This is a genomic window from Enterobacter sp. BNK-14, from assembly GCF_047456095.1.
In the GTDB taxonomy this organism is placed as follows: Bacteria; Pseudomonadota; Gammaproteobacteria; order Enterobacterales; family Enterobacteriaceae; genus Enterobacter; species Enterobacter kobei.
Genome location: NZ_CP179897.1, coordinates 2,494,008 through 2,516,730 on the forward strand (window position 1 = coordinate 2,494,008; position 22,723 = coordinate 2,516,730).

The window sequence follows — 22,723 nt, forward strand, 5'->3', positions numbered from 1 at the left end:
ATTATAGTAATGGTTTCGCCGCGCAACTTTGCGACTCTCTGTTTGACTGAAGGCCAGACGTTATATGTACCAGGTTTTTCTGGGAAAAATCTCCTCGCTGAGCACCAACCGCTGGGCTCAAGCGCTCTCCCGACACGCGCCCGAAGGCGCCCATCGCGCGCGCTGGCTCGCTGGACGCGGGTTGCTTTCGCGTCTGTTGGCGCCGACGCCACTCCCGGAGATTATCCACAACGAACAGGGGAAACCCCTTTTTGCCGGCGACTATCCGCTGTGGTTCAGCCTTAGCCACTCGGGAGATGAGATTGCGTTAATTATCAGTGACGAAGGTAACGTGGGCTGTTCCCTGGAACGTATTCGCCCGCAGGATAACTGGCGCACGCTCGCCAATGCCGTCTTCAGCGGCGCCGAGCATGAAGAGCTGGAAAAGGAAACGCCAGAGCGCCAGCTTACGGCATTCTGGCGTATCTGGACGCGAAAGGAAGCGATCGTTAAACAGTGCGGCGGTCACGCCTGGCAAATGGTTAGCATTGACAGTACCGCCAGCGCGTTTCATTTAGTCAGCCACTGCCGCATAGACTCGCTGAGCCTTGCGGTCTGTACCGCAACACCCTTCGAACTCAGCGCCGGCCTGATCCATTCTGCTGACGACGTGCTGGCCTAAAAATCGTTAGTACACCCAGCATAATAAACCCGACGCCCACCAGCCCGTGCCAGGAGAAGTGTTCCCCCCAGCCGGGCAGGACGATTGCCGCGGCCCACACCAGAATATAACTGAGGCTCAGCAAGGCATATGCTTTGCTGAGCGCCATGCGATGCAGCGCCAGATACCAGCAGCCCATAGAGGCCACATACCCCATCAACCCCAGCAGCAGCGCACCCGTGCCGGATGAGAAGTGCCACAGCGCGGAGATAAGCGCCAGAACATCGCTGACCGGCGGCAGTGCCTGCATGGCATCGCGCAGCAACAGCTGTGCGGCGCTGACTAACAGCACGCTGCATAACACCCAGAATGCGCCTTTCACAGGCTTCCTCCCAGCACGATAATCCCAATGATGATAAACCCGACCCCCAGCCAGTGGTGCGCAGCAACGTGTTCGCGCCAGAATACTTTTGCCGCCAGCGTTACCCAGACAAAGTTGAGGCTCAGCATAGGATAGGCGACGCCAACAGGCAGGCGTTGCAGCACCACCAGCCAGACCAGCATTCCGCTACCCAGCGCCAGCCCTGCCAGACCAAGCCACAACATAATGTGCGCGCCGCGCCGCCCGGCTTTCGCCGGACGGGTGGCCTGTTTCTGGCATAACTGCCCCGCGCAGCTGAGCAAGCTTGCCAGTACCAGCCAGGTCCAGGTCATCACTTCGGCAGATACTCCAGCAAGGCAAACCGTCCCTGGATATAGAGATTGTCCGGCTGCGGTAAATTCGCCCGTGAGATATCGTCACGCTTTGACAGCAGAACCACCAGCGACACACGCCCCTGCTGACGATGCGTCGCCAGCCACTGCGCGAAGTCATCTTTGTCGACGTAACGATCTTTCACATCGGGATAATCCAGCCCGTAACGCAGTTCGCCGCTCTGACCAAACAGCGTAATGTCATTACGCTTCAGCTCCCACGCCAGACCCGCGGCCACGCCAACGTTATTGGCCAGCACAAATCGGCTTTCCTGAAGCGGCTCGCGCACGGTATCGACCAGCGACTGCGGCTGTTTGGAATCCACCACCAGGTTAGGAATGGCAAAACCAATCAGCAATGCCAGGCCTGCAGGACACAAGGCTGCCAGCCACCACCGCTGCTGACTCTGTTTGAACGTAAACCAGCCCACCGTGGCCCAGAGGAGGAACGCCACCACTGCACAGAAAACTTTGTACAGTTCGACCGGCGTCCAGACCGGATGCTTAGCCAGCCCCCATGGCGAGACCACCAGCGCCGCAATCACGCCGAACAGCCCAAACGCCAGGTTAATCCCACCGTTAATGCGCAACGCTCTCGCACCTTTTTCCGCCGCGAGGCAGGCATAGCGCGCCATCAGGATAGCCAGCGGGGCAAAACAGGGCAGGATGTAGGTCGGCAGTTTGCCTTTAGCGATGCTGAAGAACAGCAGCGGCATCACCACCCAGCCCAGCAGATAGAATCCTCCCCCCGCGCTTTGTCTGTCATTCCAGCCGAGACGAAACGCGCCCGGCAACAGTGCCAGCCACGGCAGACTGCCCGCGAGCAGGAACGGCAGGTAATACCAGAACGGGGCTTTATGCTGGGCGTCGCTCTGGGCAAAACGCTGAATATGTTCAACCCAGAAGAAGTAACGCCAGAAATCAGGCTCCCGATGCGCAATCGCCAGCGCCCACGGCAGGACAATCAGCACGCAGCTCAGGATCGCGAGCCAGCCAAAAATCAGCACCTCTTTCCAGCGCTTCTGGACGATCACCCACGGCAGCACGCCAATCACCGGAACGGCCAGCGCCAGGAAGCCTTTGGTCATCACCCCCATCCCGCAGGCCAGCCCAAGCAGCACATAGCCACCCGCTTTTCCGGCCACGGTTTGGGCCTGCGAGGCCAGCCAGAAGCTGCACATCGCCGCCACCAGCCACAGGGTGATGATAGGATCCAGCACCGCATACGTGCCGATACCGTACACCAGGAACAGGGTCAGGAAGATAAGGCCGGAGAAAATGGCTACTCGCTTATCCCGCCAGAGACGCCAGGCCATCCAGATCACCAGCAGCGCCGTTAACCCGGTGGAGAATATCGCCCCGGCGCGTACGGCAAAGTTGGTGTGCCCGAACAGCAACTGCCCGAGACTGTTGATCCAGTAGCCAGCAATCGGTTTTTCAAAGTAACGCAGCCCCAGAAAATGCGGGACGATCCAGTCACCCGATGCCAGCATTTCGCGGCTGATTTCCGCATAGCGCGTTTCGTCAGGCTGCCACAGCAGGCGGACATCGACAGGAATGAGGTAGTAAACGATAAACAGTGCGAGAAGCGCTAAGCCATAACGGGCTGTTTTCATGGGACCGGACTCACGGTGTGTTGATGGCCAAGCCAGCCTTCCCGGCCAGCCAGTTCATTACGGACAATTTTTCCCACAGGCAGGGTGCTGAGGTCGTCGGGCAGCAGCTCTCTCAACGGGCAGAATTCAATGCCCTCCTGAGCGGCCAGGGTCAGCAACGCATCGAAATCATGCTGATACGCAATCCCCTCTACTTCTGCATGGATGGTATACACCGGCGTCCCCGTATCGCGATGCATACGGTCCAGAATATAACGATTAAATTCTTCCGCCTTCACCTCGCGTCCGACCACTTCATCCCAGGTGGGAAGCGTGACCGGAATTTGCACCGTACCGTAGTGATTTGCGCCTAACAGCGGCAAAAACGGCCCGGTTCCGCGGCAATCGCTGTTGTAGCGAAACGCAAAGGCTTCTTTGGCCTTTACGACCCGTTGATCCGCACGCCATCCTGCCACGGCGGAACAGCGCACAGGCTGACCGGTGATGGCCTCCAGCTCCAGCATCCCACGTTCGACTTCACGGGAGAGACGCGGGATATCCCAGACGCCTGCCCACGCCTGCCAGGCGTGGTGATCCCAGGCATGCAGGCCGACCTCATGCTGCTGCGCCGCCTCACGGATAACCGCTTCGTTACCCGCGCCGATGCGTCTACCGGGCCAGGCGGTGCCGGCCAGCAGAATATCCCAGCCGTAGAGAGATGCTGCGCGTGAGCGCAGCATTTTGAACAGAAATGCCGGTTTAATCAGACGCCATAAATGGCGTCCCATGTTGTCAGGCCCCACGCTGAAGAAGATGCTGGCACGCACACCGTGCTTGCTCAGCAGTTCCAGCAGCCTGGGGACGCCGTCACGCGTTCCCCTGAAGGTGTCGACATCAATGCGTAAACCGACTTTTTTCATGAGACCTGTTCCGACAGCTCCACGGTGCGCAGGAAGAAATCGAGCGTCTCGTCAATGGTTTGCTCCATCTTCACCGTCGGTGTCCAGTTCAGGCAGCGCTTCGCATTGCGAATACTCGGCTTACGGTGCTCAACGTCCTGGTAGCCTTTACCGTAGTAGCTGCTGCTTTCCACTTCGCGGAAACCGGCAAACGGTGGGAATTTATCGCGCAGCGGATGGCGCTCAAAGCTGGCCAGCAGCATCTCAGCCAGTTCGCGAATGCTCGCTTCGTTGTCAGGGTTCCCGATGTTGATGATTTGACCGTTGCAGCGGTTATCTTTGTTTTCGATGATGCGGAACAGCGCTTCGATACCGTCGCTGATATCCGTGAAGCAGCGTTTCTGTTTGCCGCCTTCAATAAGCTTAATCGGTGAGCCTTCCACCAGGTTCAGGATCAGCTGGGTGATCGCACGGGAGCTACCGATACGCGCCGCGTTCAGGTTATCCAGACGCGGGCCCATCCAGTTGAACGGACGGAACAGGGTAAAGCGCAGCCCCTCTTTCTCACCGTAGGCCCAAATCACGCGGTCCAGCAGCTGTTTGGAGACAGAGTAGATCCAGCGCTGTTTGTTGATCGGCCCGACCACCAGGTTAGAGGTGTCTTCGTCGAAGTTTTTGTCGGTACACATGCCGTACACTTCAGAGGTGGACGGGAAGATGATGCGCTTGTCGTATTTCACGCAGTCGCGAATGATCTTCAGGTTCTCCTCGAAGTCCAGCTCGAACACGCGCAGCGGGTTACGGGTGTACTCAATAGGCGTGGCGATGGCGACCAGCGGCAGTACCACGTCACATTTTTTAATGTGGTATTCAATCCACTCGGAATGGATGCTGATATCCCCTTCCACGAAGTGGAAGCGTGGGTTGTCGAGGAAACGACTGATCGCATCCGCGCCAATATCCAGGCCATAGATTTCGTAGTTATCGTCTTTGAGCAGGCGTTCAGTCAGATGGTTACCGATAAAGCCGTTTACGCCGAGGATCAGCACGCGGGTGCGGCGTTTAACGGCAACCACCGGGGCGCTTGTGATCAGCGCCCCGGCGACCAGCCCCAGAGACTGGGCCAGCTGCGTGCCCTGCACGTAAAGACCGCTGTCGGTTTGCCCGGTAATAATCTCCAGCGCCTGCTCGCCGCAGCTCACAATCAGCGGGGAGACGGAAACAACGGTGCCCGGTTTTGCCGCCGGGATGTCGTCGCGCACGCGGGATTTCCAGACGATAAACTTGCTCACGCCCGCAAAGCTGTATGCCCCCGGCCATGGGTCGGTCACGGCGCGCACCAGGTTGTGAAGCTGGCGAGCAGGTTGGTTCCAGTCCAGACGACCATCCTCTGGCGTGCGGCGACCGAAGGTACTTGCTTTGCTCTCATCCTGCGCGGTCTCGCTGAAGGTGCCGTTCAGGATAGCTGGCAGCGCGTCGCGCAGCAGGCTTTGTGCCACGGTGCAAAGTTTCTGGTGCAGCTGCAGCGCCGTTTCATCCGCATCGATTGCCACGCGGTGCTGGGCAATGATGGCCCCCGCATCCGCACGGTGGACCATCCGGTGCAGGGTCACGCCCGTTTCCGTTTCGCCGTTCACCAGCACCCAGTTCAGCGGCGCGCGCCCACGGTAGGCTGGCAGCAGTGAGCCGTGAAGGTTAAATGCTCCTTTTGCTGCCAGGCCGAGGATCTCGTCGCAGATCAGGTTGCGATAGTAAAACGAGAAGATGACATCAGGGGCAAGCGCGCGGATGCGCTCCACCCACAGCGGATGGTTCACGTCGTCCGGGGCATAAACCGGAATCCCCCGCTCGGCGGCGATGCGCGCCACTGAGCTGAAAAAGTGATTTTCGCCCGCCGTGTCCGGATGGGTAAAGATTGCCGCAATGTCATAGCCCGCTTCCAGCAGGGCCAGCGTGCCCGTGCACCCCATATCGTGATAGGCAAATACAACAGCTTTCATGGGTGGATTTCCTCTTGAGATGCTTTGTGTTCCTGACGGACAACACGTTGAATAAAGTAGCGCGGACGTGCGCGGACATCGTTATAAATTCGGCCAATGTATTCACCGAGCAGGCCCATGCCGACAAACTGGGCACCGATGAACATAAACAGCACGGCAAAAAGCATGAAGACCCCTTCAGCCGCCCACTGCGGGCCAAAGACCAGCCGCAGCACCACCAGCAGGACGGAGAGCGCGAACCCCGCCAGCGCGATGATGCTGCCGAAAACGCTCAGCAGACGCAGCGGCGTGGTGGTCAGGCAGGTGATAAGGTCGTACATCAGGTTGATGAGACGCATGAAGCTGTACTTCGATTCCCCGTGCTCACGCTCGGCATGCAGGACCGGGATTTCCGTTGCCTTACGGGCGAACGTGTTAGCGAGGATCGGAATAAACGTGCTGCGCTCGTGGCAATGCAGCATGGCGTCGACAATATGACGGCGGTAGGCGCGCAGCATGCAGCCGTAATCGCCCATCGCTTTACCGGTCGTACGCTGGATAAGACGGTTGATAGTGCGTGAGGCCAGCTTGCGGAACAGGCTGTCCTGACGGTTCTGACGCACCGTGCCGACCACGTCATAGCCTTCATCGGCTTTCGCCACCAGGCGTGGGATCTCCTCCGGCGGGTTTTGCAGATCCGCGTCCAGGGTGATGATCAGATCGCCCGTAACGTGGCTAAATCCGGCCATGATCGCCGAGTGCTGGCCGTAGTTACGGTTCAGCAGCACGGCAACAATATGGCTGCCTTCAGCCTGGGCAGCATCGGTCAGCATCATTGCGGAGTCATCGCTACTGCCATCGTCCACCAGCAAAATTTCATACGCTTTGCCCAGCGTCTCGCAGGCGGCCGTCGTGCGGCGAATCAGTTCAGGCAGGCTCTCCTGTTCGTTATAAACAGGAATGACGACGGAAACTTTTTGTACGGGTGGTGCACTGAACATATCAATGTCCTGCAAGCTGATGGAGCGCGGTAATGACGCGGGTTGTGTCGTCATGAGTCATGTCCGGGAAAAGAGGGAGAGAACAAATACGCGCGCTATTCCATTCCGAATTCGGGAGCGATACATCAGGAAAACGCTCGCGGTAGTATTTTTGAGTGTGCGCCGCACGGAAGTGCAGGCCGGTACCGATGCCCTTCTCCTTCAGCGCCGCCATCAGGTTGTCGCGTGAAATACCGCAGCGGGCTTCATCAACGCGAATAATAAACAGGTGCCAGGCGTGAACGTGCGGCCATGCCGGGATGGTCAGCGGCTGGAACGGCGTATCGGCCAGCTCCCGCAGGTAGCGTTGCGCGATTTCCTCACGGCGTTTGTTGGCCTCTTTTAATTTGCCCAACTGCACCAGCGCCAGCGCGGCGTTAATATCCGCCAGGTTGTATTTATAGCCCGGCGAGATCACTTCAGCCTGCGGTGCACGACCGTGCGTCTGGCGGTCATAGGCATCCACCCCCAGGCCGTGGAATTTCAGACTGCGGATCCGCGCAGCAAGCTGAGCGTTATCCGTGACAACTAAACCGCCTTCTGCACAGGTCATATTTTTAATGGCGTGGAAGGAAAAAATCGCCGTCCCTTTCCAGCCCACATGGCGGTTCTTGTAATAGGTTCCGGCGGCATGGGCAGCATCTTCAATAACGGGAATACCGTGACGTTCGCCAATGGCATGAATCGCGTCGATGTCACACGGTGCGCCAGCATAATGGACGGGGATAATGGCTTTAGTACGCGAGGTTATCGCCGCTTCAACGGCGTCAGGCGTCACCATCAACGTGTCGTTGTCCACATCAATCATCACCGGTGTGGCACCCAGCAACACGATCATATTTAGCGTGGAAACCCAGGTCTGGGAGGGGGTGATCACTTCATCGCCGGGGCCAATATTCAGCGCCATCAGCGTGACATGCATGCCCGCGGTGGCAGAACAGACGGCAATCGCATGCTGATTGCCCGTCAGATGACAAAATGCCTCTTCAAGCTCCTGATTTTTAGGCCCCGTGGTGATCCAGCCCGACATCAAAACGTCCTGAACCGCCGCCATTTCTTCGGCACCCATTGAGGGTCGCGAAAAGGGCAGAAAATCACTCATTATTAATTTCCTTGCAATAAAAATGGCACGTTTTTGATATTAACCAAATGCCGGTCCGTTTATTTCAACGAACCATAAACTCATATCAAAATAGCTTTCATTTCTTAGGGAAAAATTAAGACAACGTTTATAACGTTATAGAGCTACTAGCAGACACTTTAAAAACAACAAGTTAAATTAATATTAAATATTTTTTATTGTGATCTTCACAACGTTTTGCCAGGAAATGATTTAAACTAAACATCAACAAACAAAAAAAATCCCGGCCATTTCAAAATAATATGAAATAGCCGGGAACTTTTCTTTTTAGTTAATTGTCGCGCTTATTTTAAGTTTTCTGGAAAGTTTTCAGGTAACTCGCTGGCCGCACAGGCAATCACGCTGTCATCATTTGGACCACAGTCGCGCACAAAGGTGATTGTCGCGAATTCATCAATCACTTCTGTGGGATATGCCGGACCGGCATCGCGATAGCTATTCATCAGCGGAATATGATCGTTCTGGAAACAGACGGTTTTTTCCGGATTGTTCATTACCCAGCGCGGGAAGAAGATGGTGCCATGGAACAGGTTGTCGCCAAGGTTAACAATCAGGCTCACGTCAGTACCGGTTGGCTCTGTCCAGGAGATTTTATAGATGCTCTCCCCGACGCGAACTATATACGCCTGCTGATCTTTTACCCAACGGTTTCCGACCAGGCCGCTGTGAATACGGTAGTCGAGGGTGTTTTCATTTTTGACGTAAATCTCGTAGTTCCAGCCGTTATCGTAGGTATAAACCAGATGTTTGCCGACGAAGCCGCTTAAGTCATGTTTGTCGAAGTTGCTCATGATGTGTCTCCTTTGTTTTGATGAACGTATCGTACCCCTTCAAAAAATGAATGAATAACGCTATGTTTGAATCAAATTAATTCAAAAATTAGATATGTCATGCATAAAACAACTCTTGAACAGTGGTCACTCCTGGAAAAAGTGGTCGAAGCCGGGAGTTTTGCCAAAGCGGCAGAACAGACACACCGCAGCCAGTCTTCCGTCAGTTACAACCTCTCTTTACTCCAGGAGCGCCTGGGCATTGCGCTGCTGGTGGTGGAAGGGAGACGGGCAGTCCTCACGCCCGCAGGAGAATTATTGCTGAATCAGGTAAAACCGCTGCTGAAAGCGTTCTCTTATGTTGAGACGCGCGCCGCGACGCTGCATAGCGGCATGCGCACCCGAGTCGATCTGATCGTAGACAGTATTTTTCCCCGCCGCAGGCTGTTCGCGATTTTAAGACAATTCCAGCAACGGTATCCGCAAACCCAGGTGCGCCTTACCGAGGTGCTGGAAAATAGCCGCGCGGACACGATAAACGACGAAGCGGACGTAATGGTCCTGACCCGCCGCCAGGACATTACCGGGCTTGGCGAGTGGCTGATGAATATCGACTTTGTCGCCGTGGCGCATTACCAGCATCCGCTCTTTTGTCTTGATGCACCGCTTAATGATGAGATGCTGCGCCCGTGGCCGCTTATCCAGATTGCGGATAGCCAGAACGCCGCGCGGGCTGCCGGCGAGTCGTGGACGTTCTCCACCATTGATGCTGCCATAGAGGCGGTTGTCTCTCAGGTCGGCTACGGCTGGCTGCCAGAGGAACGCATCCAGCCCCTGCTGGAGCAAGGCTTACTGAAAATCCTTCCGCTGAACCACGGTGTCCGCCGGGCCACGCCGCTGCATTTGATCGTGAAACGTACCCTCGCCCCGCTGGATGAGCAGGTTGAAACCCTGCTGCGCCTTTTTAGCCAGGAGCCGTCATCACCACCTGCTACGCTTTAAGGTCCGAACGCTAAAACGATAAGGAGCAGAAGATGAAAATCGACTTTGCGGGGAAAGTGGCGCTGGTGACTGCCTCAACCGGCGGTATCGGATTCGCCATTGCCAGAGGCCTGGCGGAAAGCGGCGCGGAAGTGATCGTGAATGGCCGCAGCATCGACTCGGTGAACAAGGGTATTCAGCAGTTACAGCAGGTTGTACCCGGCGTACAGGTGCGTGCCGCCATTGCCGATCTCAGTACGGCAGAAGGGGTTGAGTCGCTGCTGAAGGTCGCAAGTGATGTCGATATTCTGGTGAACAACGCCGGAATTTACGGCCCGCAGGACTTCTATAGCACCGACGATGAAACCTGGGAGCGTTACTGGCAGACCAACGTGATGTCCGGCGTGCGTCTTTCCCGCGCCCTGCTGCCAGGCATGGTGAAAAAAGGCTGGGGACGGGTGGTGTTTATCTCTTCCGAATCGGCCTGCAATATTCCGGCGGATATGATCCACTACGGGGTGACTAAAACGGCACAGCTCTCGCTCGCTCGCGGGCTGGCGAAGTTCGTAGCAGGAAGCGGCGTGACGGTGAACAGCGTACTGCCGGGGCCAACACTGTCGGACGGTTTCGCTGAAATGATGAAAGATGAAATCGAGAAAACCGGGAAATCGCTGGAGCAGCTGGCGAAAGAATTTGTCATGGCCAACCGCCCCAGCTCGGTTATCCAGCGTGCGGCCACGGTAGAAGAGGTGGCCAATATGGTGATTTATGTCTGTTCGCCTCAGGCCTCCGCCACCTCGGGCGCAGCGTTGCGCGTTGACGGTGGCGTGGTGGATGACATCATCTGATCCCGTTACGCCGCACTGCCCGTCACGCGGCGGGCCGTGATGTAATGTGCTTGCCAGTAGTCATCGGTCAGGGTTGACACCGTCACCCCCTGGCTGCTGGAGGCGTGAATAAACCGGTTGTCACCGATGTAGACACCGACATGCTTTCGGTTTGGCCCCGTCTGGAAGAAGACCAGGTCGCCGGCCTTAAGACGGTACTGCGCCACCTGCACGCCGCGATGGATTTGCTCGCTGGTCGTGCGCGGCAAATTAAGATTCGCCGCATCGCTGAACAGGTGCTGCATCAGTGCAGAGCAATCCACGCCGCGGTGGCTCGTGCCGCCCCACTGATACTGGGTTCCCTTCCACTTCTGGTATTGATCGAGAATGCGCGAGCGCAGCGGGCCCGTTTCCTGATGAAACAGCGCCGATTTCGCGGGTGATTCCGCAAACGCAGAATTCATCGAGATCATCGATGCGGGCAGTTGAAAACTCATTGCAGAAAACGAAGCAAAACTGAGTGTGAGGATTGAAATAAGCAATCTTAACGTCATATCAAAAATTGTGGCTTAGAGTGAATTTTTCCTTACGCGTGGGGGCCAATGTTCCCCCGAAATATCTTTCGATGTGGCGATAATATAGACAATTCATTTTTTCACCAACGACTATCGAGGCCAAAAATGGACTCACTTTTAGATCGCAAGATCGTGAAAAAAAGAGTGGTGATGTAAGGACTGTTCAGATAAAGCAGGTAAACTGATCCGCAGAATGTGTATTTCAGCTAAGACGTATTTATGACCAATATGATTGCCGACGAGACGGTGGCTAAATCCAGCGTGCTCTCTGTCTTTGATTTTGATGGGACACTAACGCACCACGATAGCTTTATCCCTTTCCTGCGTTTTGCCTTTGGGAAACGCTACTTCGCAGGCCGCCTGGTGCGCATGGCGTTACCTACGCTGCACTGCGTTCGCCGCAAGCTGACCCGGGATGAGCTCAAGGAAGTGCTGATCAAAACATTCCTGACGGGAGTGGATGAGCACTGGCTGCGCCAGCAGGCGGAAGCATTTTGCGAAAAATACTGGAACAAGCTGATGCGCCCCGAAGGGGTTCTGGCCGTGGCGGCGGAGGTGAATTCCGGTGCGGAGGTGACGATCTGTTCTGCCTCTCCGGCGCTGGTGCTTCAGCCCTGGGCGGATAAGCTCGGTATTAAGCTGATTGGCACCCAGCTGGAAGTGAAAGACGGCAAGCTGACAGGACGCATCACTGGCAATAACTGCCGCTGTGCCCAGAAAGTCGCTAGACTGGAAAAAGTGTATGGCGATCTGAAAGCCTATCACCTGCGCGCCTGGGGAGATACCCGCGGCGACCACGAGCTGCTGGCCGCGGCGCAGGATCCTCACTGGCGGCATTTCCACCACCCGCGCAAGCGCCGGAATTCGCCGATTAAGGGTTAGGTGCGGTCTGGTGCCCTCACCCCGGCCCTCTCCCACGGGGAGAGGGAGAAAGGCAAAGCATCAGGCCTCACGTTTCCCAGGGAACATCACGCTCGCAATAATCCCCAGCGCCAGCACGCCTAAGACCACAAACAGGCTCGCCGTCGCGCCAATGCTGTACCCGTGATGCCAGAAGTGATCGGTGGCATTTAACCCCAGCTTGAACGCCACGAAGAACAGCAGCAACACCACGGCTTTCTCAAGGTGGACCAGATACTGCTTCAGCGCTTCCAGCACAAAGTAGAGGGTACGCAGGCCGAGAATGGCGAACATCATGGCGCTATAGATAATCAGCGGCTCGCGGCTCACGGCAATAATGGCCGGTACGGAGTCAAAGGCGAACATCACGTCAGAAAGTTCCACCACCGCCACGCAAAGCAGCAGCGGCGTCGCGTAGCGTTTCGCCTTCTTCACGCGCCCGACCATGACGTCCTGGTTTTCCGGCTTTTCAAGCTCCGCATCCACCTCTTTCTGGGTCAGGATAAAAGCATTGCTGCTGATTTTCGGCCAGACCGGATAGAAGCGCTTCACCAGGCGGTACGCGAGATGGCCGGAGTAATCTTCCACTTCGTCACTCTCTTCATTGCGTTTGAGCATCATCACCGCCGTCCAGCCGACAACCAGCGCAAAAATGACCTCCACGTACGGCCCCAGGCTCAGCAGGCTGGTTCCGATCGCCACGAAAATACCGCGGAAAACAATCGCCCCCAGCACACCCCAGTAGAGCACGCGGTGACGGTACTTATCCGGCACGCCGAACCAGGCGAAAATCGCCATCATCACAAACAGGTTATCGACGGAAAGCACCTCTTCCAGCGCATAGCCGGTGAGGAACAGGCTCGCCATCTCTGCACCGTGGTGGACATACAGGAACCCGGCGAACGCCATTGCCATCATGACCCAGAAGATGGACCACATCGCCGCGCTTTTCAGCGAGACAGGTTTATCGTGACGGTGCATAAAGAGGTCGATAAACATCGCCCCAACGGCCATCACCACAAAGACAACAACGGTTTCCGTCGGGAAACCGAGATGAGCAGCTGACATACACAACCCTTTTTTGGATACAAAACACCATGCAGACAATAAAAAGCGCGAGCCCGTTAAGGGCACAGCACGCAAAAAAAATAAATATTAACTGTTCTTTTCGGCCAGCGCCTGCGCACACGCCCAGGCACTTGCCCACGCCCACTGGAAGTTATACCCGCCGAGCCAGCCGGTGACGTCCATCACTTCGCCGATAAAGTAGAGCCCCGGCACGTTGCGGGCTTCCATGGTGCGCGAGGAGAGTTCATTTGTATCAACGCCGCCCAGCGTCACTTCCGCCGTGCGGTACCCCTCGGTGCCGTTTGGCTGAACGCGCCAGTTTGTCAGCGTCTCCACCAGCGTCTCTTGCTCGCGGCTGTTCAATTGCTTAAGCGATACGTCCGGGATCTGCCCCAGCACCTGAAGGCACTCCACCAGACGTTTTGGCAGCTGCATCGCCAGCGTGTTTTTCAGGCTCTGATTCGGGTGCGCCTCGCGCTGCTCGTTGAGGAACGCGTCCAGGTCGCAGTCCGGCACCAGATTCACCGTGACAAATTCACCCGGCTGCCAGTAGCTGGAGATTTGCAGTACCGCCGGGCCAGAGAGCCCCCGATGGGTAAAGAGCAGGTTTTCACGGAATACCGTCCCGTCTTCGGCAGTCATGACGGAAGGAACGGAGACGCCAGAAAGCGTCTGAAGCTGTTCAAGAAGGGGTTTGTGCAGCGTGAACGGCACCAGACCCGCGCGCGTGGGCAGTACCTTAAGACCAAACTGCTCGGCAATCTTATAGCCGAACGGGGACGCGCCCAGACCCGGCATAGAGAGGCCACCGCTGGCGATGACCAGATTATCAGCACTGACGGTTTCACCGTTCAGCTGCAGCGTGTACCCCTGTTCGTCGCGGGCGACCTCCAGCACTTCCGTGCGCAGACGCATCACCACGCCGCCCTTCTCGCACTCGGCGACCAGCATATCGACAATCTGCTGCGCGGAGTCGTCGCAGAACAGCTGTCCCAGCGTCTTTTCATGCCACGCGATGCCGTGCTTGCCCACCAGGTCGATAAAGTCCCACTGGGTGTAACGCGCCAGTGCAGATTTGCAAAAATGACGGTTTTGGCTCAAATACGCCGCGGGTTCGACATAAAGATTGGTGAAGTTACAACGCCCGCCGCCCGACATCAGGATCTTGCGGCCAGGCTTTTTTCCGTTGTCCAGTAACAGCACACGACGACCCGCCTGTCCGGCCATCGCCGCACAAAACATACCCGCCGCACCGGCGCCAATTACCACGGCATCAAACCTTTCCACGTCAAAATCCTCTTCGTTAACTGCCGCGGATTGTAAAGTTTCCTCTGTGGTCACACCAGCGTAAAAAGTTCTTACAAAGCCATTCCATTGAAATTTAACGATTATCCCTTCAAGCACTTTTCTCAAATCAGGTGGTATGTCAAAAAAAGTCTATATTTCACTTTGCCCGTTGCGCATTTGTCCTGGATAATGCGCCGCGTTCATGTCCTCAAAATGGCGTAACGTCCTATGCTACATTTGTTTGCCGGCCTGGATTTACATACCGGGCTTTTATTATTGCTTGCTCTGGTTTTTGTACTGTTTTACGAAGCGATCAACGGCTTCCACGACACTGCAAACGCAGTAGCAACGGTTATCTACACTCGCGCAATGCGATCGCAACTTGCGGTTGTTATGGCGGCGGTATTTAACTTTTTTGGTGTCCTTCTGGGCGGACTGAGCGTGGCGTATGCGATCGTGCATATGTTGCCAACGGATCTGCTGCTTAACGTGAGTTCCGGTCATGGCCTTGCCATGGTGTTCTCAATGCTGCTTGCTGCCATTATCTGGAACCTCGGTACCTGGTATTTTGGCCTGCCTGCATCCAGCTCTCACACTCTCATCGGCGCGATTATCGGTATCGGGTTAACGAACGCCCTGATGACCGGGACATCCGTCGTTGATGCGCTGAACCTGCCTAAAGTACTGGGCATTTTCGGTTCTCTGATCATCTCTCCAATTGTGGGTCTGGTGGTTGCGGGTGGATTGATTTTCATCCTGCGTCGCTACTGGAGCAACACCAAGAAACGTGCGCGCATCCACCTGACGCCAGCAGAGCGTGAGAAGAAAGACGGTAAGAAAAAACCGCCATTCTGGACGCGTATCGCGCTGATCATTTCCGCTATCGGCGTGGCCTTCTCTCATGGCGCGAACGATGGGCAGAAAGGCATTGGTCTGGTGATGCTGGTACTGATCGGTGTCGCACCGGCAGGTTTCGTGGTTAACATGAACGCCTCTGGTTACGAAATCACCCGTACCCGTGATGCCGTCAATAACGTTGAGACCTATTTCCAGCAGCATCCCGACCTGCTGAAAAAAGCGACCGGCGTTGATCAGCTGATCCCATCTCCGGAAGCCGGTGCAACTACCGCGCCGGGCGAATTCCACTGCCATCCGGCAAACGCGATTAACGCGCTGGAACGCGCCAAAGGCATGCTGGGCGATATCGAAAGCTACGACAAACTGGCCGTTGAACAGCGTGGTCAGCTGCGTCGTATCATGCTCTGCATCTCTGACGTGACCGATAAAGTCGCGAAACTGCCAGAGGTGAATGCCGACGACAAACGTCTTCTGAAGAAACTGAAAAGCGATATGCTCAACACCATTGAGTACGCGCCAATCTGGATCATCATGGCCGTCGCGCTGGCACTGGGTATCGGTACAATGATTGGCTGGCGTCGTGTGGCAACCACCATCGGCGAGAAGATCGGTAAGAAAGGCATGACCTATGCGCAGGGGATGTCCGCGCAGATGACGGCGGCGGTTTCTATCGGCCTGGCGAGCTACACCGGGATGCCGGTATCCACCACCCACGTACTCTCCTCGTCCGTGGCAGGTACCATGATTGTTGACGGTGGCGGTCTGCAGCGCAAAACCGTGACCAACATCCTGATGGCCTGGGTGTTCACCCTTCCGGCGTCCATCCTGCTGTCTGGTGGTCTGTACTGGATTTCGCTGAAGCTGATCTAATCAGCTGAAGGCGACAAAAAGCGGGTCAGGAAACTGACCCGCTTTTTTTATGCTCAGTGCCAAATCATCAATGCAATCATACTGACCACAACCAGCCCGCACAGGGCGCTGGTCAGAATGAACTGCCGACGCAGACGCTCGCAGCGACGGATAAACTCTTCATCGTGATGATCGCGGTAACGCTGGTAGTAGATGTATCCCACCAGTCGCATCTGTTTGCTGGGCTGTCCATGCGAGGTGAAGAACCCCCCACCGTCCACATACTGATAAAGCAACGGATCGCAACCACGAAGTACCACTAACAGCGCACGTAACGATGAGAAGTAGCGCGCCATATTCACTATGCAAACTACGCATAACGCCCAAAACAATGCGACGGTGCTAATCATACATCCTCCCCGGCGTCCGCCCACGGAGCAAGGCTCCTGAGCTCCCGCACCCCAATGCCCTGACAGACAGTTCAGTGAAAGAATGACCAAAAGTCGATCCGGTTCGCGTTTTAATATCCGAACGGCTCATTAAATAGTGTAGGAGATCCGTTAATTTTTTTGCCACAAGGTTAATCGTTATCAACACCAAAGCTTGAAAAATATGTTTAACTGGGCCGTAATGAAAGTATCAGACGACGGCATTCTCATTTAGTCATCGATAACTTAAGGAAGGAGTAACACTATGGCTTACAAACACATTCTCATCGCGGTAGACCTCTCTCCGGAGAGCAAAGTGCTGGTTGATAAAGCGGTATCCATGGCACGCCCCTACAACGCGAAAGTTTCCCTGATTCACGTTGATGTGAATTACTCCGACCTCTATACCGGTCTGATCGACGTGAATCTCGGCGATATGCAGAAGCGCATCTCCGAAGAGACGCATCACGCCCTGAGCGAACTGTCCACCAACGCGGGCTACCCGATTACCGAGACCCTGAGCGGCAGCGGCGACCTGGGTCAGGTATTGGTTGATGCGATTAAGAAATATGACATGGACCTGGTCGTATGCGGTCACCACCAGGACTTCTGGAGCAAGCTGATGTCGTCCGCGCGCCAGCTGATCAACACCGTTCACGTGGATATGCTGATTGTTCCACTGCGTGACGAAGAAGACGAGTAAGTGCGTTAAATTCCCCTCACCCTACCCCTCTCCCAAAGGGAGAAGGAATAGATCGAGGATGTAGGCCGGGTAAGGCGAAGACGCCACCCGGCTTTTTTTATTCCGGTGTACCTGAATAGATATCAAACCGGTGCCCTTTCGTGGTCACCGCGTTAGTCGTGGCAACGTCCGCCAGCGGCGGCGCGTAGTCAGGGCGCTTCACCACCACCCGCTTCGTCGCGAGCTGTCTGGCAGGCTCCAGCAGACCATCTGCATCTAAATCCGGCCCCACCAGCGACTGAAACACCCGCATCTCTTTCTTCACCAGCGCGCTTTTCTGCTTATGCGGGAACATCGGGTCGAGATAGACCACCTGCGGGCGCGGGGTGATATCAGTGAGCGCCGTCAGGCTGGAGGCGTGGATCAACTGCAACCGCTCCTGCAGCCACGGGCCGATTTCCGGGTCCGCGTAGCCACGCGTCAGCCCGTCGTCGAGCAATGCGGCGACCACCGGGTTACGCTCCAGCATTCGCACACGACAGCCAACAGATGCCAGCACAAACGCATCGCGACCCAGCCCCGCCGTGGCATCGACCACGTCCGGAAGATAGTTCCCTTTAATGCCCACCGCTTTGGCCACCGCCTCGCCGCGACCGCCGCCGAACTTGCGCCGGTGCGCCATCGCACCGCCGACAAAATCGACAAAAATCCCGCCGAGTTTCGCTTCGTCGCGCTTACGTAATTCAAGATGCTTCGGTGTCATCACCAGCGCCATCAGGTTATCTTCATCGTGCTCCAGCCCCCAGCGGGTCGCCAGAACAGATAAGGCGCCGTCTCCGGCGCCTGTTTCATCCACTAAGCAGATTTTCACGAACTATCAGCCTTTGATCCCGTAATGCTCAAGCATCGCATCCAGCTGCGGCTCGCGGCCACGGAAGCGTTTGAACAGTACCATTGGCTCCTCAGAACCGCCGCGGGTCAGGATGTTATCGAGGAACGACTGGCCGGTTTCACGGTTGAAGATCCCCTCTTCTTCGAAGCGGGAGAAAGCATCCGCTGCCAGCACGTCGGCCCACAGGTAGCTGTAGTAACCTGCCGCATAGCCGCCTGCGAAGATGTGACTGAACGCATGCGGGAAGCGGCCCCAGGTTGGCCCAGGGATCACAGCAACCTGCTTTTTAATCTCGGCCAGCGTTTCGAGGATTTTCGCCCCTTGTTCCGGGCTAAACTCGGCGTGCAGACGGAAATCAAACAGGCCGAACTCCAGTTGACGCAGGATGAACATCGCTGCCTGGTAGTTCTTGGCCGCCAGCATTTTATCCAGCAGCTCTTTCGGCAACGGTTCGCCGGTCTCATAGTGACCAGAGATAAACGCCAGCGCGTCCGGCTCCCAGCACCAGTTTTCCATAAACTGGCTTGGCAGCTCGACCGCATCCCATGGTACACCGCTGATGCCAGCCACGCCTGCGGTTTCGATGCGGGTCAGCATGTGATGCAGACCATGACCGAACTCGTGGAACAGGGTGATCACTTCGTCGTGAGTGAACAGCGCAGGTTTGCCATTCACCGGACGGTTAAAGTTACAGGTCAAGTAAGCGACAGGCTTTTGCAGAGAACCGTCGGCTTTACGCATCTGGCCGACGCAGTCATCCATCCACGCTCCGCCGCGCTTATTCTCACGCGCGTAGAGATCAAGGTAGAAGCTACCGCGCAGCTCATTCTTGTCGTCATACAATTCGAAGAAGCGCACGTCCGGATGCCAGACGTCGATATCGGTTCGCTCTTTTGCAGTGATGCCGTAGATGCGCTTCACCACTTCGAACAGGCCGTTAACGGCTTTATTTTCCGGGAAGTACGGGCGCAGCTGCTCGTCGCTGATGCTGTAAAGATGCTGCTTCTGTTTTTCGCTGTAGTACGCAATATCCCACGGCTGCAGCTCGTCCACGCCGAACTCCGCTTTCGCAAAAGCACGCAGCTGAGCCAGCTCTTTCTCACCCTGAGGACGGGCGCGTTTTGCCAGATCGGTCAGGAAGTCGAGCACCTGCTGTGGGTTCTCCGCCATTTTGGTGGCGAGGGATTTGTCGGCGTAGTTTTCGAAGCCCAGCAGCTGTGCCAGCTCGTGACGCAGGGCGAGGATTTCCGCCATCACCGGGCTGTTGTCCCACTTACCGGCATTCGGCCCCTGATCGGAGGCGCGCGTGCTGTAGGCGCGGTACATCTCTTCACGCAGTGCCTGGTTGTCGCAGTAGGTCATTACCGGCAGGTAGCTTGGGATATCCAGCGTTAACAGATAGCCTTCCTGCTCTTTCGCTTCGGCCTGCGCTTTCGCTGCTGCCAGCGCGCTTTCCGGCATCCCGGCCAGCTCGGATTCATCGGTAATCAGCTTCGTCCAGCCCATGGTGGCGTCGAGGACGTTGTTGCTGTACTGGTTGCCCAGCTCGGACAGGCGCGCGGCGATTTCACCGTAGCGAACCTGCTTCTCTTTTGGCAGACCAATCCCGGACAGCTCGAAATCACGCAGGGCGTTATCGACCGATTTTTTCTGCGCCGTGTTCAGCTCGGCGTAATGGTCGCCGTCACGCAGATCGCGATACGCTTTGTACAGCCCTTCGTGTTGGCCGACCCAGGTGCTGTACTCCGAGAGCAGCGGCAGGGTCTGTTCATAGGCCTCGCGCAGTTCCGGGCTGTTTTTCACCGAGTTCAGGTGGCTTACCGGGGAGAAGATACGCCCCAGCACATCGTCCACTTCGGCCAGCGGCTGACACAGATTTTCCCAGGTGTACGGTGCGCCCTGCGCCACCACGCTTTCTACCGCCGCGCGGCAGTTGTCCAGCGATTGCGTAACGGCTGGAACCACATGCTCAGGGAGGATTTTAGAAAACGGCGGCAACGAAAAAGGCGTCAGTAATGGATTGGTCATAAGCGCTGTCCTGTTGAAATAGGTGAATGAAGCGCGCATCCGGCGCTGTGCATATCATTAATTAATGGGGTTAAGTGTAGAGGATTTCAATGCCGGACGTCGTGGAAAAGCGCCCGGTGGCGCTGCGCTTACCGGGCCTGCGGGTAATCTGTGCCGTTCTGCTGTAAACTGTGGCAAATCGTCAATTCAGCGGAAAATCATTACCCATGCTCAGTTATCGCCACAGCTTCCACGCTGGCAACCATGCCGACGTCCTCAAACACACCGTTCAGAGCCTGATCATTGAATCGCTCAAAGAGAAAGAGAAGCCGTTTCTCTATCTGGACACCCACGCGGGCGCGGGCCGTTATCAGCTGAGCGGCGAGCATGCCGAGCGTACCGGTGAATATCTGGAAGGGATCGCCCGCATCTGGCAGCAGGACGACCTGCCAGCCGAACTGGAACCGTACATCGGCGTGGTGAACCACTTCAACCGCAACGGCCAGTTGCGCTACTACCCAGGCTCACCGCTGATTGCCCGCCAGCTGCTGCGCGAGCAGGACAGCATTCAGCTGACCGAACTGCATCCCAGCGATTTCCCGCTGTTGCGCTCTGAGTTTCAGAAAGATAACCGCGCCCGCGTGGAGAAAGCCGACGGCTACCAGCAGCTGAAAGCCAAACTGCCGCCCGTTTCCCGCCGCGGCCTGGTGCTGATCGATCCGCCGTACGAAATCAAAACCGACTATCAGGCGGTGGTGACCGGCATCCACGAAGGCTACAAACGTTTTGCCACCGGCACTTACGCCCTGTGGTACCCGGTGGTGCTGCGCGCGCAAATCAAACGCATGATCAAAGATCTGGAAGCGACCGGGATCCGCAAAATCCTCCAGATTGAGCTGGCCGTGCGCCCGGACAGCGACCAGCGCGGCATGACCGCCTCCGGCATGATTGTGATTAACCCGCCGTGGAAGCTCGAAGCGCAGATGCACAACGTACTGCCGTGGCTGCACAAAACGCTGGTGCCAGCGGGTACAGGCCACGCCACCGTCAGTTGGATCGTGCCGGAGTAATCGCAGCCATCGGTGGAAACTATTGATTTCAGGTATACAATCGCGGCAATTCACGATTAAGGATAAAAGCTATGACTAAGCATTATGACTACATCGCAATCGGCGGCGGCAGCGGTGGCATCGCCTCCATCAACCGCGCAGCCATGTATGGCCAGAAATGTGCGCTGATCGAAGCTAAAGCGCTGGGCGGCACCTGCGTGAACGTGGGTTGTGTACCGAAGAAGGTGATGTGGCACGCGGCGCAAATCCGCGAAGCGATCCATATGTACGGCCCGGATTACGGCTTTGACACCACCCTCAATCACTTTGACTGGGGCAAGTTAATCGCCAGCCGTACCGCCTACATCGACCGTATTCACACCTCCTACGACAACGTGCTGGGTAAGAACAACGTCGATGTGATCCACGGCTTTGCCCGCTTTGTGGATGCGAAAACGATCGAAGTGAACGGTGAGACGATCACCGCCGATCATATCCTGATCGCCACCGGCGGTCGTCCGAGCCACCCGGACATTCCGGGCGTGGAATACGGCATCGACTCAGACGGTTTCTTTGAACTGCCTGCGCTGCCTAAGCGCGTTGCCGTGGTTGGCGCGGGTTACATTGCGGTAGAGCTGGCGGGCGTGATCAACGGCCTGGGTGCGGAAGCGCACCTGTTTGTGCGTAAACACGCGCCGCTGCGCAGCTTTGACCCGCTGATTGTCGAGACGCTGGTTGAAGTCATGAACGCTGAAGGCCCAACACTCCACACCCACGCGGTGCCGAAAGCGGTAGTGAAAAATGCGGACGGCAGCCTGACGCTGGAGCTGGAAGATGGCCGCAGCCAGACCGTCGACTGCCTGATCTGGGCGATTGGTCGTGAACCAGCGAATGACAACTTTAACCTGGCCGTGACCGGCGTGAAAACCGACGAAAAAGGTTATATCGTCGTCGATAAGTTCCAGAACACCAGCGTACCGGGCATTTACGCAGTCGGCGATAACACCGGTGCCGTAGAGCTGACCCCGGTGGCCGTTGCGGCGGGACGTCGTCTCTCCGAACGTCTGTTTAACAACAAGCCTGACGAGCATCTCGATTACACCAACATCCCGACCGTGGTCTTCAGCCATCCGCCCATCGGCACCGTTGGCTTAACCGAGCCGCAGGCGCGCGAGCAGTATGGCGACGACCAGGTGAAAGTGTATAAATCCGCGTTCACCGCGATGTATACCGCCGTCACCTCTCACCGTCAGCCATGCCGCATGAAGCTGGTCTGCGTGGGCCCGGACGAGAAGATTGTGGGTATCCACGGCATTGGCTTCGGCATGGATGAGATCCTGCAGGGCTTCGCCGTGGCGCTGAAAATGGGCGCGACCAAGAAAGACTTCGACAACACCGTGGCAATCCATCCGACCGCCGCGGAAGAATTTGTTACCATGCGTTAAGGCAGAAGCCCCTCTCCGGAGGGGCTTTTTTTATTCACATTCATAAATCGTTGCAAAA

At 56.5% G+C, this 22,723-nt stretch carries 22 protein-coding genes; 8 read left to right on the forward strand and 14 right to left on the reverse strand.

The annotated features are described in order from the left end of the window. Window positions 1–64: 64 nt before the first annotated feature. The gene (gene acpT / locus ACMGGM_RS11975) at window positions 65–661 is read left to right on the forward strand and encodes a 4'-phosphopantetheinyl transferase AcpT (RefSeq protein WP_047343553.1); all 597 of its coding nucleotides are present in this window, start codon (window positions 65–67) and stop codon (window positions 659–661) included. Here the strand turns inward: acpT and arnF are convergent. The 8 genes from arnF to ACMGGM_RS12015 all read right to left on the reverse strand — a co-directional run bounded on the left by arnF (window position 618) and on the right by ACMGGM_RS12015 (window position 8,838). Next, on the reverse strand, window positions 618–1,022 hold the full coding sequence (arnF, locus tag ACMGGM_RS11980) for a 4-amino-4-deoxy-L-arabinose-phosphoundecaprenol flippase subunit ArnF (protein ID WP_047343554.1): 405 nt from the start codon (window positions 1,020–1,022) through the stop codon (window positions 618–620). The genes acpT and arnF overlap by 44 nt on opposite strands. After that, window positions 1,019–1,354 carry a 4-amino-4-deoxy-L-arabinose-phosphoundecaprenol flippase subunit ArnE gene (arnE, locus tag ACMGGM_RS11985; RefSeq protein WP_014885567.1) on the reverse strand — a complete coding sequence of 112 codons (336 nt, stop codon included), beginning with the start codon at window positions 1,352–1,354 and terminating at the stop codon, window positions 1,019–1,021. Before arnE ends, arnF begins: the two co-directional genes overlap by 4 nt. Then, window positions 1,354–3,009 (reverse strand): lipid IV(A) 4-amino-4-deoxy-L-arabinosyltransferase, encoded by a 1,656-nt coding sequence (arnT, locus tag ACMGGM_RS11990; RefSeq protein ID WP_047343555.1) that lies wholly within the window; start codon window positions 3,007–3,009, stop codon window positions 1,354–1,356. The genes arnE and arnT overlap by 1 nt, the downstream gene beginning before the upstream one ends. Continuing rightward, complete coding sequence (gene arnD / locus ACMGGM_RS11995) at window positions 3,006–3,908, reverse strand: 4-deoxy-4-formamido-L-arabinose-phosphoundecaprenol deformylase (protein WP_047343556.1); 903 nt, start codon at window positions 3,906–3,908, stop codon at window positions 3,006–3,008. The genes arnT and arnD overlap by 4 nt, the downstream gene beginning before the upstream one ends. Then, a complete protein-coding gene (gene arnA / locus ACMGGM_RS12000; protein ID WP_014885570.1) occupies window positions 3,905–5,887 on the reverse strand; it encodes a bifunctional UDP-4-amino-4-deoxy-L-arabinose formyltransferase/UDP-glucuronic acid oxidase ArnA in 1,983 nt (660 codons plus the stop codon). Before arnA ends, arnD begins: the two co-directional genes overlap by 4 nt. After that, the gene (gene arnC / locus ACMGGM_RS12005) at window positions 5,884–6,867 is read right to left on the reverse strand and encodes an undecaprenyl-phosphate 4-deoxy-4-formamido-L-arabinose transferase (protein ID WP_045135446.1); all 984 of its coding nucleotides are present in this window, start codon (window positions 6,865–6,867) and stop codon (window positions 5,884–5,886) included. Before arnC ends, arnA begins: the two co-directional genes overlap by 4 nt. Before the next feature lies 1 nt (window position 6,868). Next, window positions 6,869–8,008 (reverse strand): UDP-4-amino-4-deoxy-L-arabinose aminotransferase, encoded by a 1,140-nt coding sequence (gene arnB, locus ACMGGM_RS12010; RefSeq protein WP_023331508.1) that lies wholly within the window; start codon window positions 8,006–8,008, stop codon window positions 6,869–6,871. Between the two features lie 323 nt (window positions 8,009–8,331). Next, window positions 8,332–8,838 carry a phenolic acid decarboxylase gene (locus ACMGGM_RS12015; RefSeq protein WP_014885573.1) on the reverse strand — a complete coding sequence of 169 codons (507 nt, stop codon included), beginning with the start codon at window positions 8,836–8,838 and terminating at the stop codon, window positions 8,332–8,334. A 99-nt stretch (window positions 8,839–8,937) separates the two neighbouring features. Here ACMGGM_RS12015 and ACMGGM_RS12020 point away from each other — a divergent pair, with 99 nt between their 5' ends. Next, a complete protein-coding gene (locus ACMGGM_RS12020; protein WP_014885574.1) occupies window positions 8,938–9,819 on the forward strand; it encodes a LysR family transcriptional regulator in 882 nt (293 codons plus the stop codon). A gap of 32 nt (window positions 9,820–9,851) precedes the next feature. Beyond that, on the forward strand, window positions 9,852–10,646 hold the full coding sequence (locus tag ACMGGM_RS12025) for an SDR family NAD(P)-dependent oxidoreductase (protein ID WP_047027090.1): 795 nt from the start codon (window positions 9,852–9,854) through the stop codon (window positions 10,644–10,646). A gap of 5 nt (window positions 10,647–10,651) precedes the next feature. Here ACMGGM_RS12025 and ACMGGM_RS12030 read toward each other — a convergent pair whose 3' ends face one another. Then, window positions 10,652–11,098 carry an NlpC/P60 family protein gene (locus tag ACMGGM_RS12030; protein WP_014885576.1) on the reverse strand — a complete coding sequence of 149 codons (447 nt, stop codon included), beginning with the start codon at window positions 11,096–11,098 and terminating at the stop codon, window positions 10,652–10,654. A 321-nt stretch (window positions 11,099–11,419) separates the two neighbouring features. Here ACMGGM_RS12030 and ACMGGM_RS12035 point away from each other — a divergent pair, with 321 nt between their 5' ends. After that, window positions 11,420–12,082 carry an HAD family hydrolase gene (locus tag ACMGGM_RS12035; protein ID WP_072093626.1) on the forward strand — a complete coding sequence of 221 codons (663 nt, stop codon included), beginning with the start codon at window positions 11,420–11,422 and terminating at the stop codon, window positions 12,080–12,082. A gap of 60 nt (window positions 12,083–12,142) precedes the next feature. On the opposite strand, the gene ACMGGM_RS12040 is transcribed toward ACMGGM_RS12035, so the two are convergent. Both ACMGGM_RS12040 and ACMGGM_RS12045 read right to left on the reverse strand, forming a co-directional pair. After that, window positions 12,143–13,168, reverse strand: a complete 1,026-nt coding sequence (locus ACMGGM_RS12040; RefSeq protein WP_014885578.1) for a TerC/Alx family metal homeostasis membrane protein — start codon at window positions 13,166–13,168, stop codon at window positions 12,143–12,145. An 87-nt stretch (window positions 13,169–13,255) separates the two neighbouring features. Then, window positions 13,256–14,455: an NAD(P)/FAD-dependent oxidoreductase gene (locus ACMGGM_RS12045; RefSeq protein WP_045135459.1), complete on the reverse strand. Its 1,200-nt coding sequence runs from the start codon at window positions 14,453–14,455 to the stop codon at window positions 13,256–13,258. Window positions 14,456–14,683: 228 nt separating this feature from the next. Here ACMGGM_RS12045 and pitA point away from each other — a divergent pair, with 228 nt between their 5' ends. Then, window positions 14,684–16,183, forward strand: a complete 1,500-nt coding sequence (pitA, locus tag ACMGGM_RS12050) for an inorganic phosphate transporter PitA (protein WP_023337922.1) — start codon at window positions 14,684–14,686, stop codon at window positions 16,181–16,183. A 53-nt stretch (window positions 16,184–16,236) separates the two neighbouring features. Here the strand turns inward: pitA and uspB are convergent, their stop codons facing one another. After that, complete coding sequence (uspB, locus tag ACMGGM_RS12055) at window positions 16,237–16,572, reverse strand: universal stress protein UspB (RefSeq protein WP_003861224.1); 336 nt, start codon at window positions 16,570–16,572, stop codon at window positions 16,237–16,239. Between the two features lie 283 nt (window positions 16,573–16,855). On the opposite strand from uspB, the gene uspA reads away from it, so the two are divergent. Beyond that, a complete protein-coding gene (uspA, locus tag ACMGGM_RS12060) occupies window positions 16,856–17,293 on the forward strand; it encodes a universal stress protein UspA (protein WP_003861223.1) in 438 nt (145 codons plus the stop codon). Between the two features lie 97 nt (window positions 17,294–17,390). On the opposite strand, the gene rsmJ is transcribed toward uspA, so the two are convergent. Beyond that, entirely contained in the window at window positions 17,391–18,143 is a 753-nt protein-coding gene (rsmJ, locus tag ACMGGM_RS12065; protein ID WP_063944045.1) for a 16S rRNA (guanine(1516)-N(2))-methyltransferase RsmJ, read from the reverse strand. A 6-nt stretch (window positions 18,144–18,149) separates the two neighbouring features. Beyond that, window positions 18,150–20,192: an oligopeptidase A gene (gene prlC / locus ACMGGM_RS12070; RefSeq protein ID WP_023331525.1), complete on the reverse strand. Its 2,043-nt coding sequence runs from the start codon at window positions 20,190–20,192 to the stop codon at window positions 18,150–18,152. A 206-nt stretch (window positions 20,193–20,398) separates the two neighbouring features. On the opposite strand from prlC, the gene ACMGGM_RS12075 reads away from it, so the two are divergent. After that, window positions 20,399–21,241, forward strand: coding sequence for a 23S rRNA (adenine(2030)-N(6))-methyltransferase RlmJ (locus ACMGGM_RS12075; RefSeq protein WP_045281301.1), 843 nt, complete (start codon window positions 20,399–20,401; stop codon window positions 21,239–21,241). Window positions 21,242–21,312: 71 nt separating this feature from the next. Next, window positions 21,313–22,665: a glutathione-disulfide reductase gene (gene gorA, locus ACMGGM_RS12080; RefSeq protein WP_045269646.1), complete on the forward strand. Its 1,353-nt coding sequence runs from the start codon at window positions 21,313–21,315 to the stop codon at window positions 22,663–22,665. The last annotated feature ends 58 nt before the right edge of the window (window positions 22,666–22,723 follow it).

Coding starts and splice junctions, on each gene's coding strand:
- acpT (WP_047343553.1), top strand. CDS start 65: ATGTACCAGGTTTTTCTGGGAAAAATCTCCTCGCTGAGCACCAACCGC.
- arnE (WP_014885567.1), bottom strand. CDS start 1,354: ATGACCTGGACCTGGCTGGTACTGGCAAGCTTGCTCAGCTGCGCGGGG.
- arnT (WP_047343555.1), bottom strand. CDS start 3,009: ATGAAAACAGCCCGTTATGGCTTAGCGCTTCTCGCACTGTTTATCGTT.
- arnD (WP_047343556.1), bottom strand. CDS start 3,908: ATGAAAAAAGTCGGTTTACGCATTGATGTCGACACCTTCAGGGGAACG.
- arnA (WP_014885570.1), bottom strand. CDS start 5,887: ATGAAAGCTGTTGTATTTGCCTATCACGATATGGGGTGCACGGGCACG.
- arnC (WP_045135446.1), bottom strand. CDS start 6,867: ATGTTCAGTGCACCACCCGTACAAAAAGTTTCCGTCGTCATTCCTGTT.
- arnB (WP_023331508.1), bottom strand. CDS start 8,008: ATGAGTGATTTTCTGCCCTTTTCGCGACCCTCAATGGGTGCCGAAGAA.
- ACMGGM_RS12015 (WP_014885573.1), bottom strand. CDS start 8,838: ATGAGCAACTTCGACAAACATGACTTAAGCGGCTTCGTCGGCAAACAT.
- ACMGGM_RS12020 (WP_014885574.1), top strand. CDS start 8,938: ATGCATAAAACAACTCTTGAACAGTGGTCACTCCTGGAAAAAGTGGTC.
- ACMGGM_RS12025 (WP_047027090.1), top strand. CDS start 9,852: ATGAAAATCGACTTTGCGGGGAAAGTGGCGCTGGTGACTGCCTCAACC.
- ACMGGM_RS12030 (WP_014885576.1), bottom strand. CDS start 11,098: ATGATCTCGATGAATTCTGCGTTTGCGGAATCACCCGCGAAATCGGCG.
- ACMGGM_RS12035 (WP_072093626.1), top strand. CDS start 11,420: ATGACCAATATGATTGCCGACGAGACGGTGGCTAAATCCAGCGTGCTC.
- ACMGGM_RS12040 (WP_014885578.1), bottom strand. CDS start 13,168: ATGTCAGCTGCTCATCTCGGTTTCCCGACGGAAACCGTTGTTGTCTTT.
- pitA (WP_023337922.1), top strand. CDS start 14,684: ATGCTACATTTGTTTGCCGGCCTGGATTTACATACCGGGCTTTTATTA.
- uspB (WP_003861224.1), bottom strand. CDS start 16,572: ATGATTAGCACCGTCGCATTGTTTTGGGCGTTATGCGTAGTTTGCATA.
- uspA (WP_003861223.1), top strand. CDS start 16,856: ATGGCTTACAAACACATTCTCATCGCGGTAGACCTCTCTCCGGAGAGC.
- prlC (WP_023331525.1), bottom strand. CDS start 20,192: ATGACCAATCCATTACTGACGCCTTTTTCGTTGCCGCCGTTTTCTAAA.
- ACMGGM_RS12075 (WP_045281301.1), top strand. CDS start 20,399: ATGCTCAGTTATCGCCACAGCTTCCACGCTGGCAACCATGCCGACGTC.
- gorA (WP_045269646.1), top strand. CDS start 21,313: ATGACTAAGCATTATGACTACATCGCAATCGGCGGCGGCAGCGGTGGC.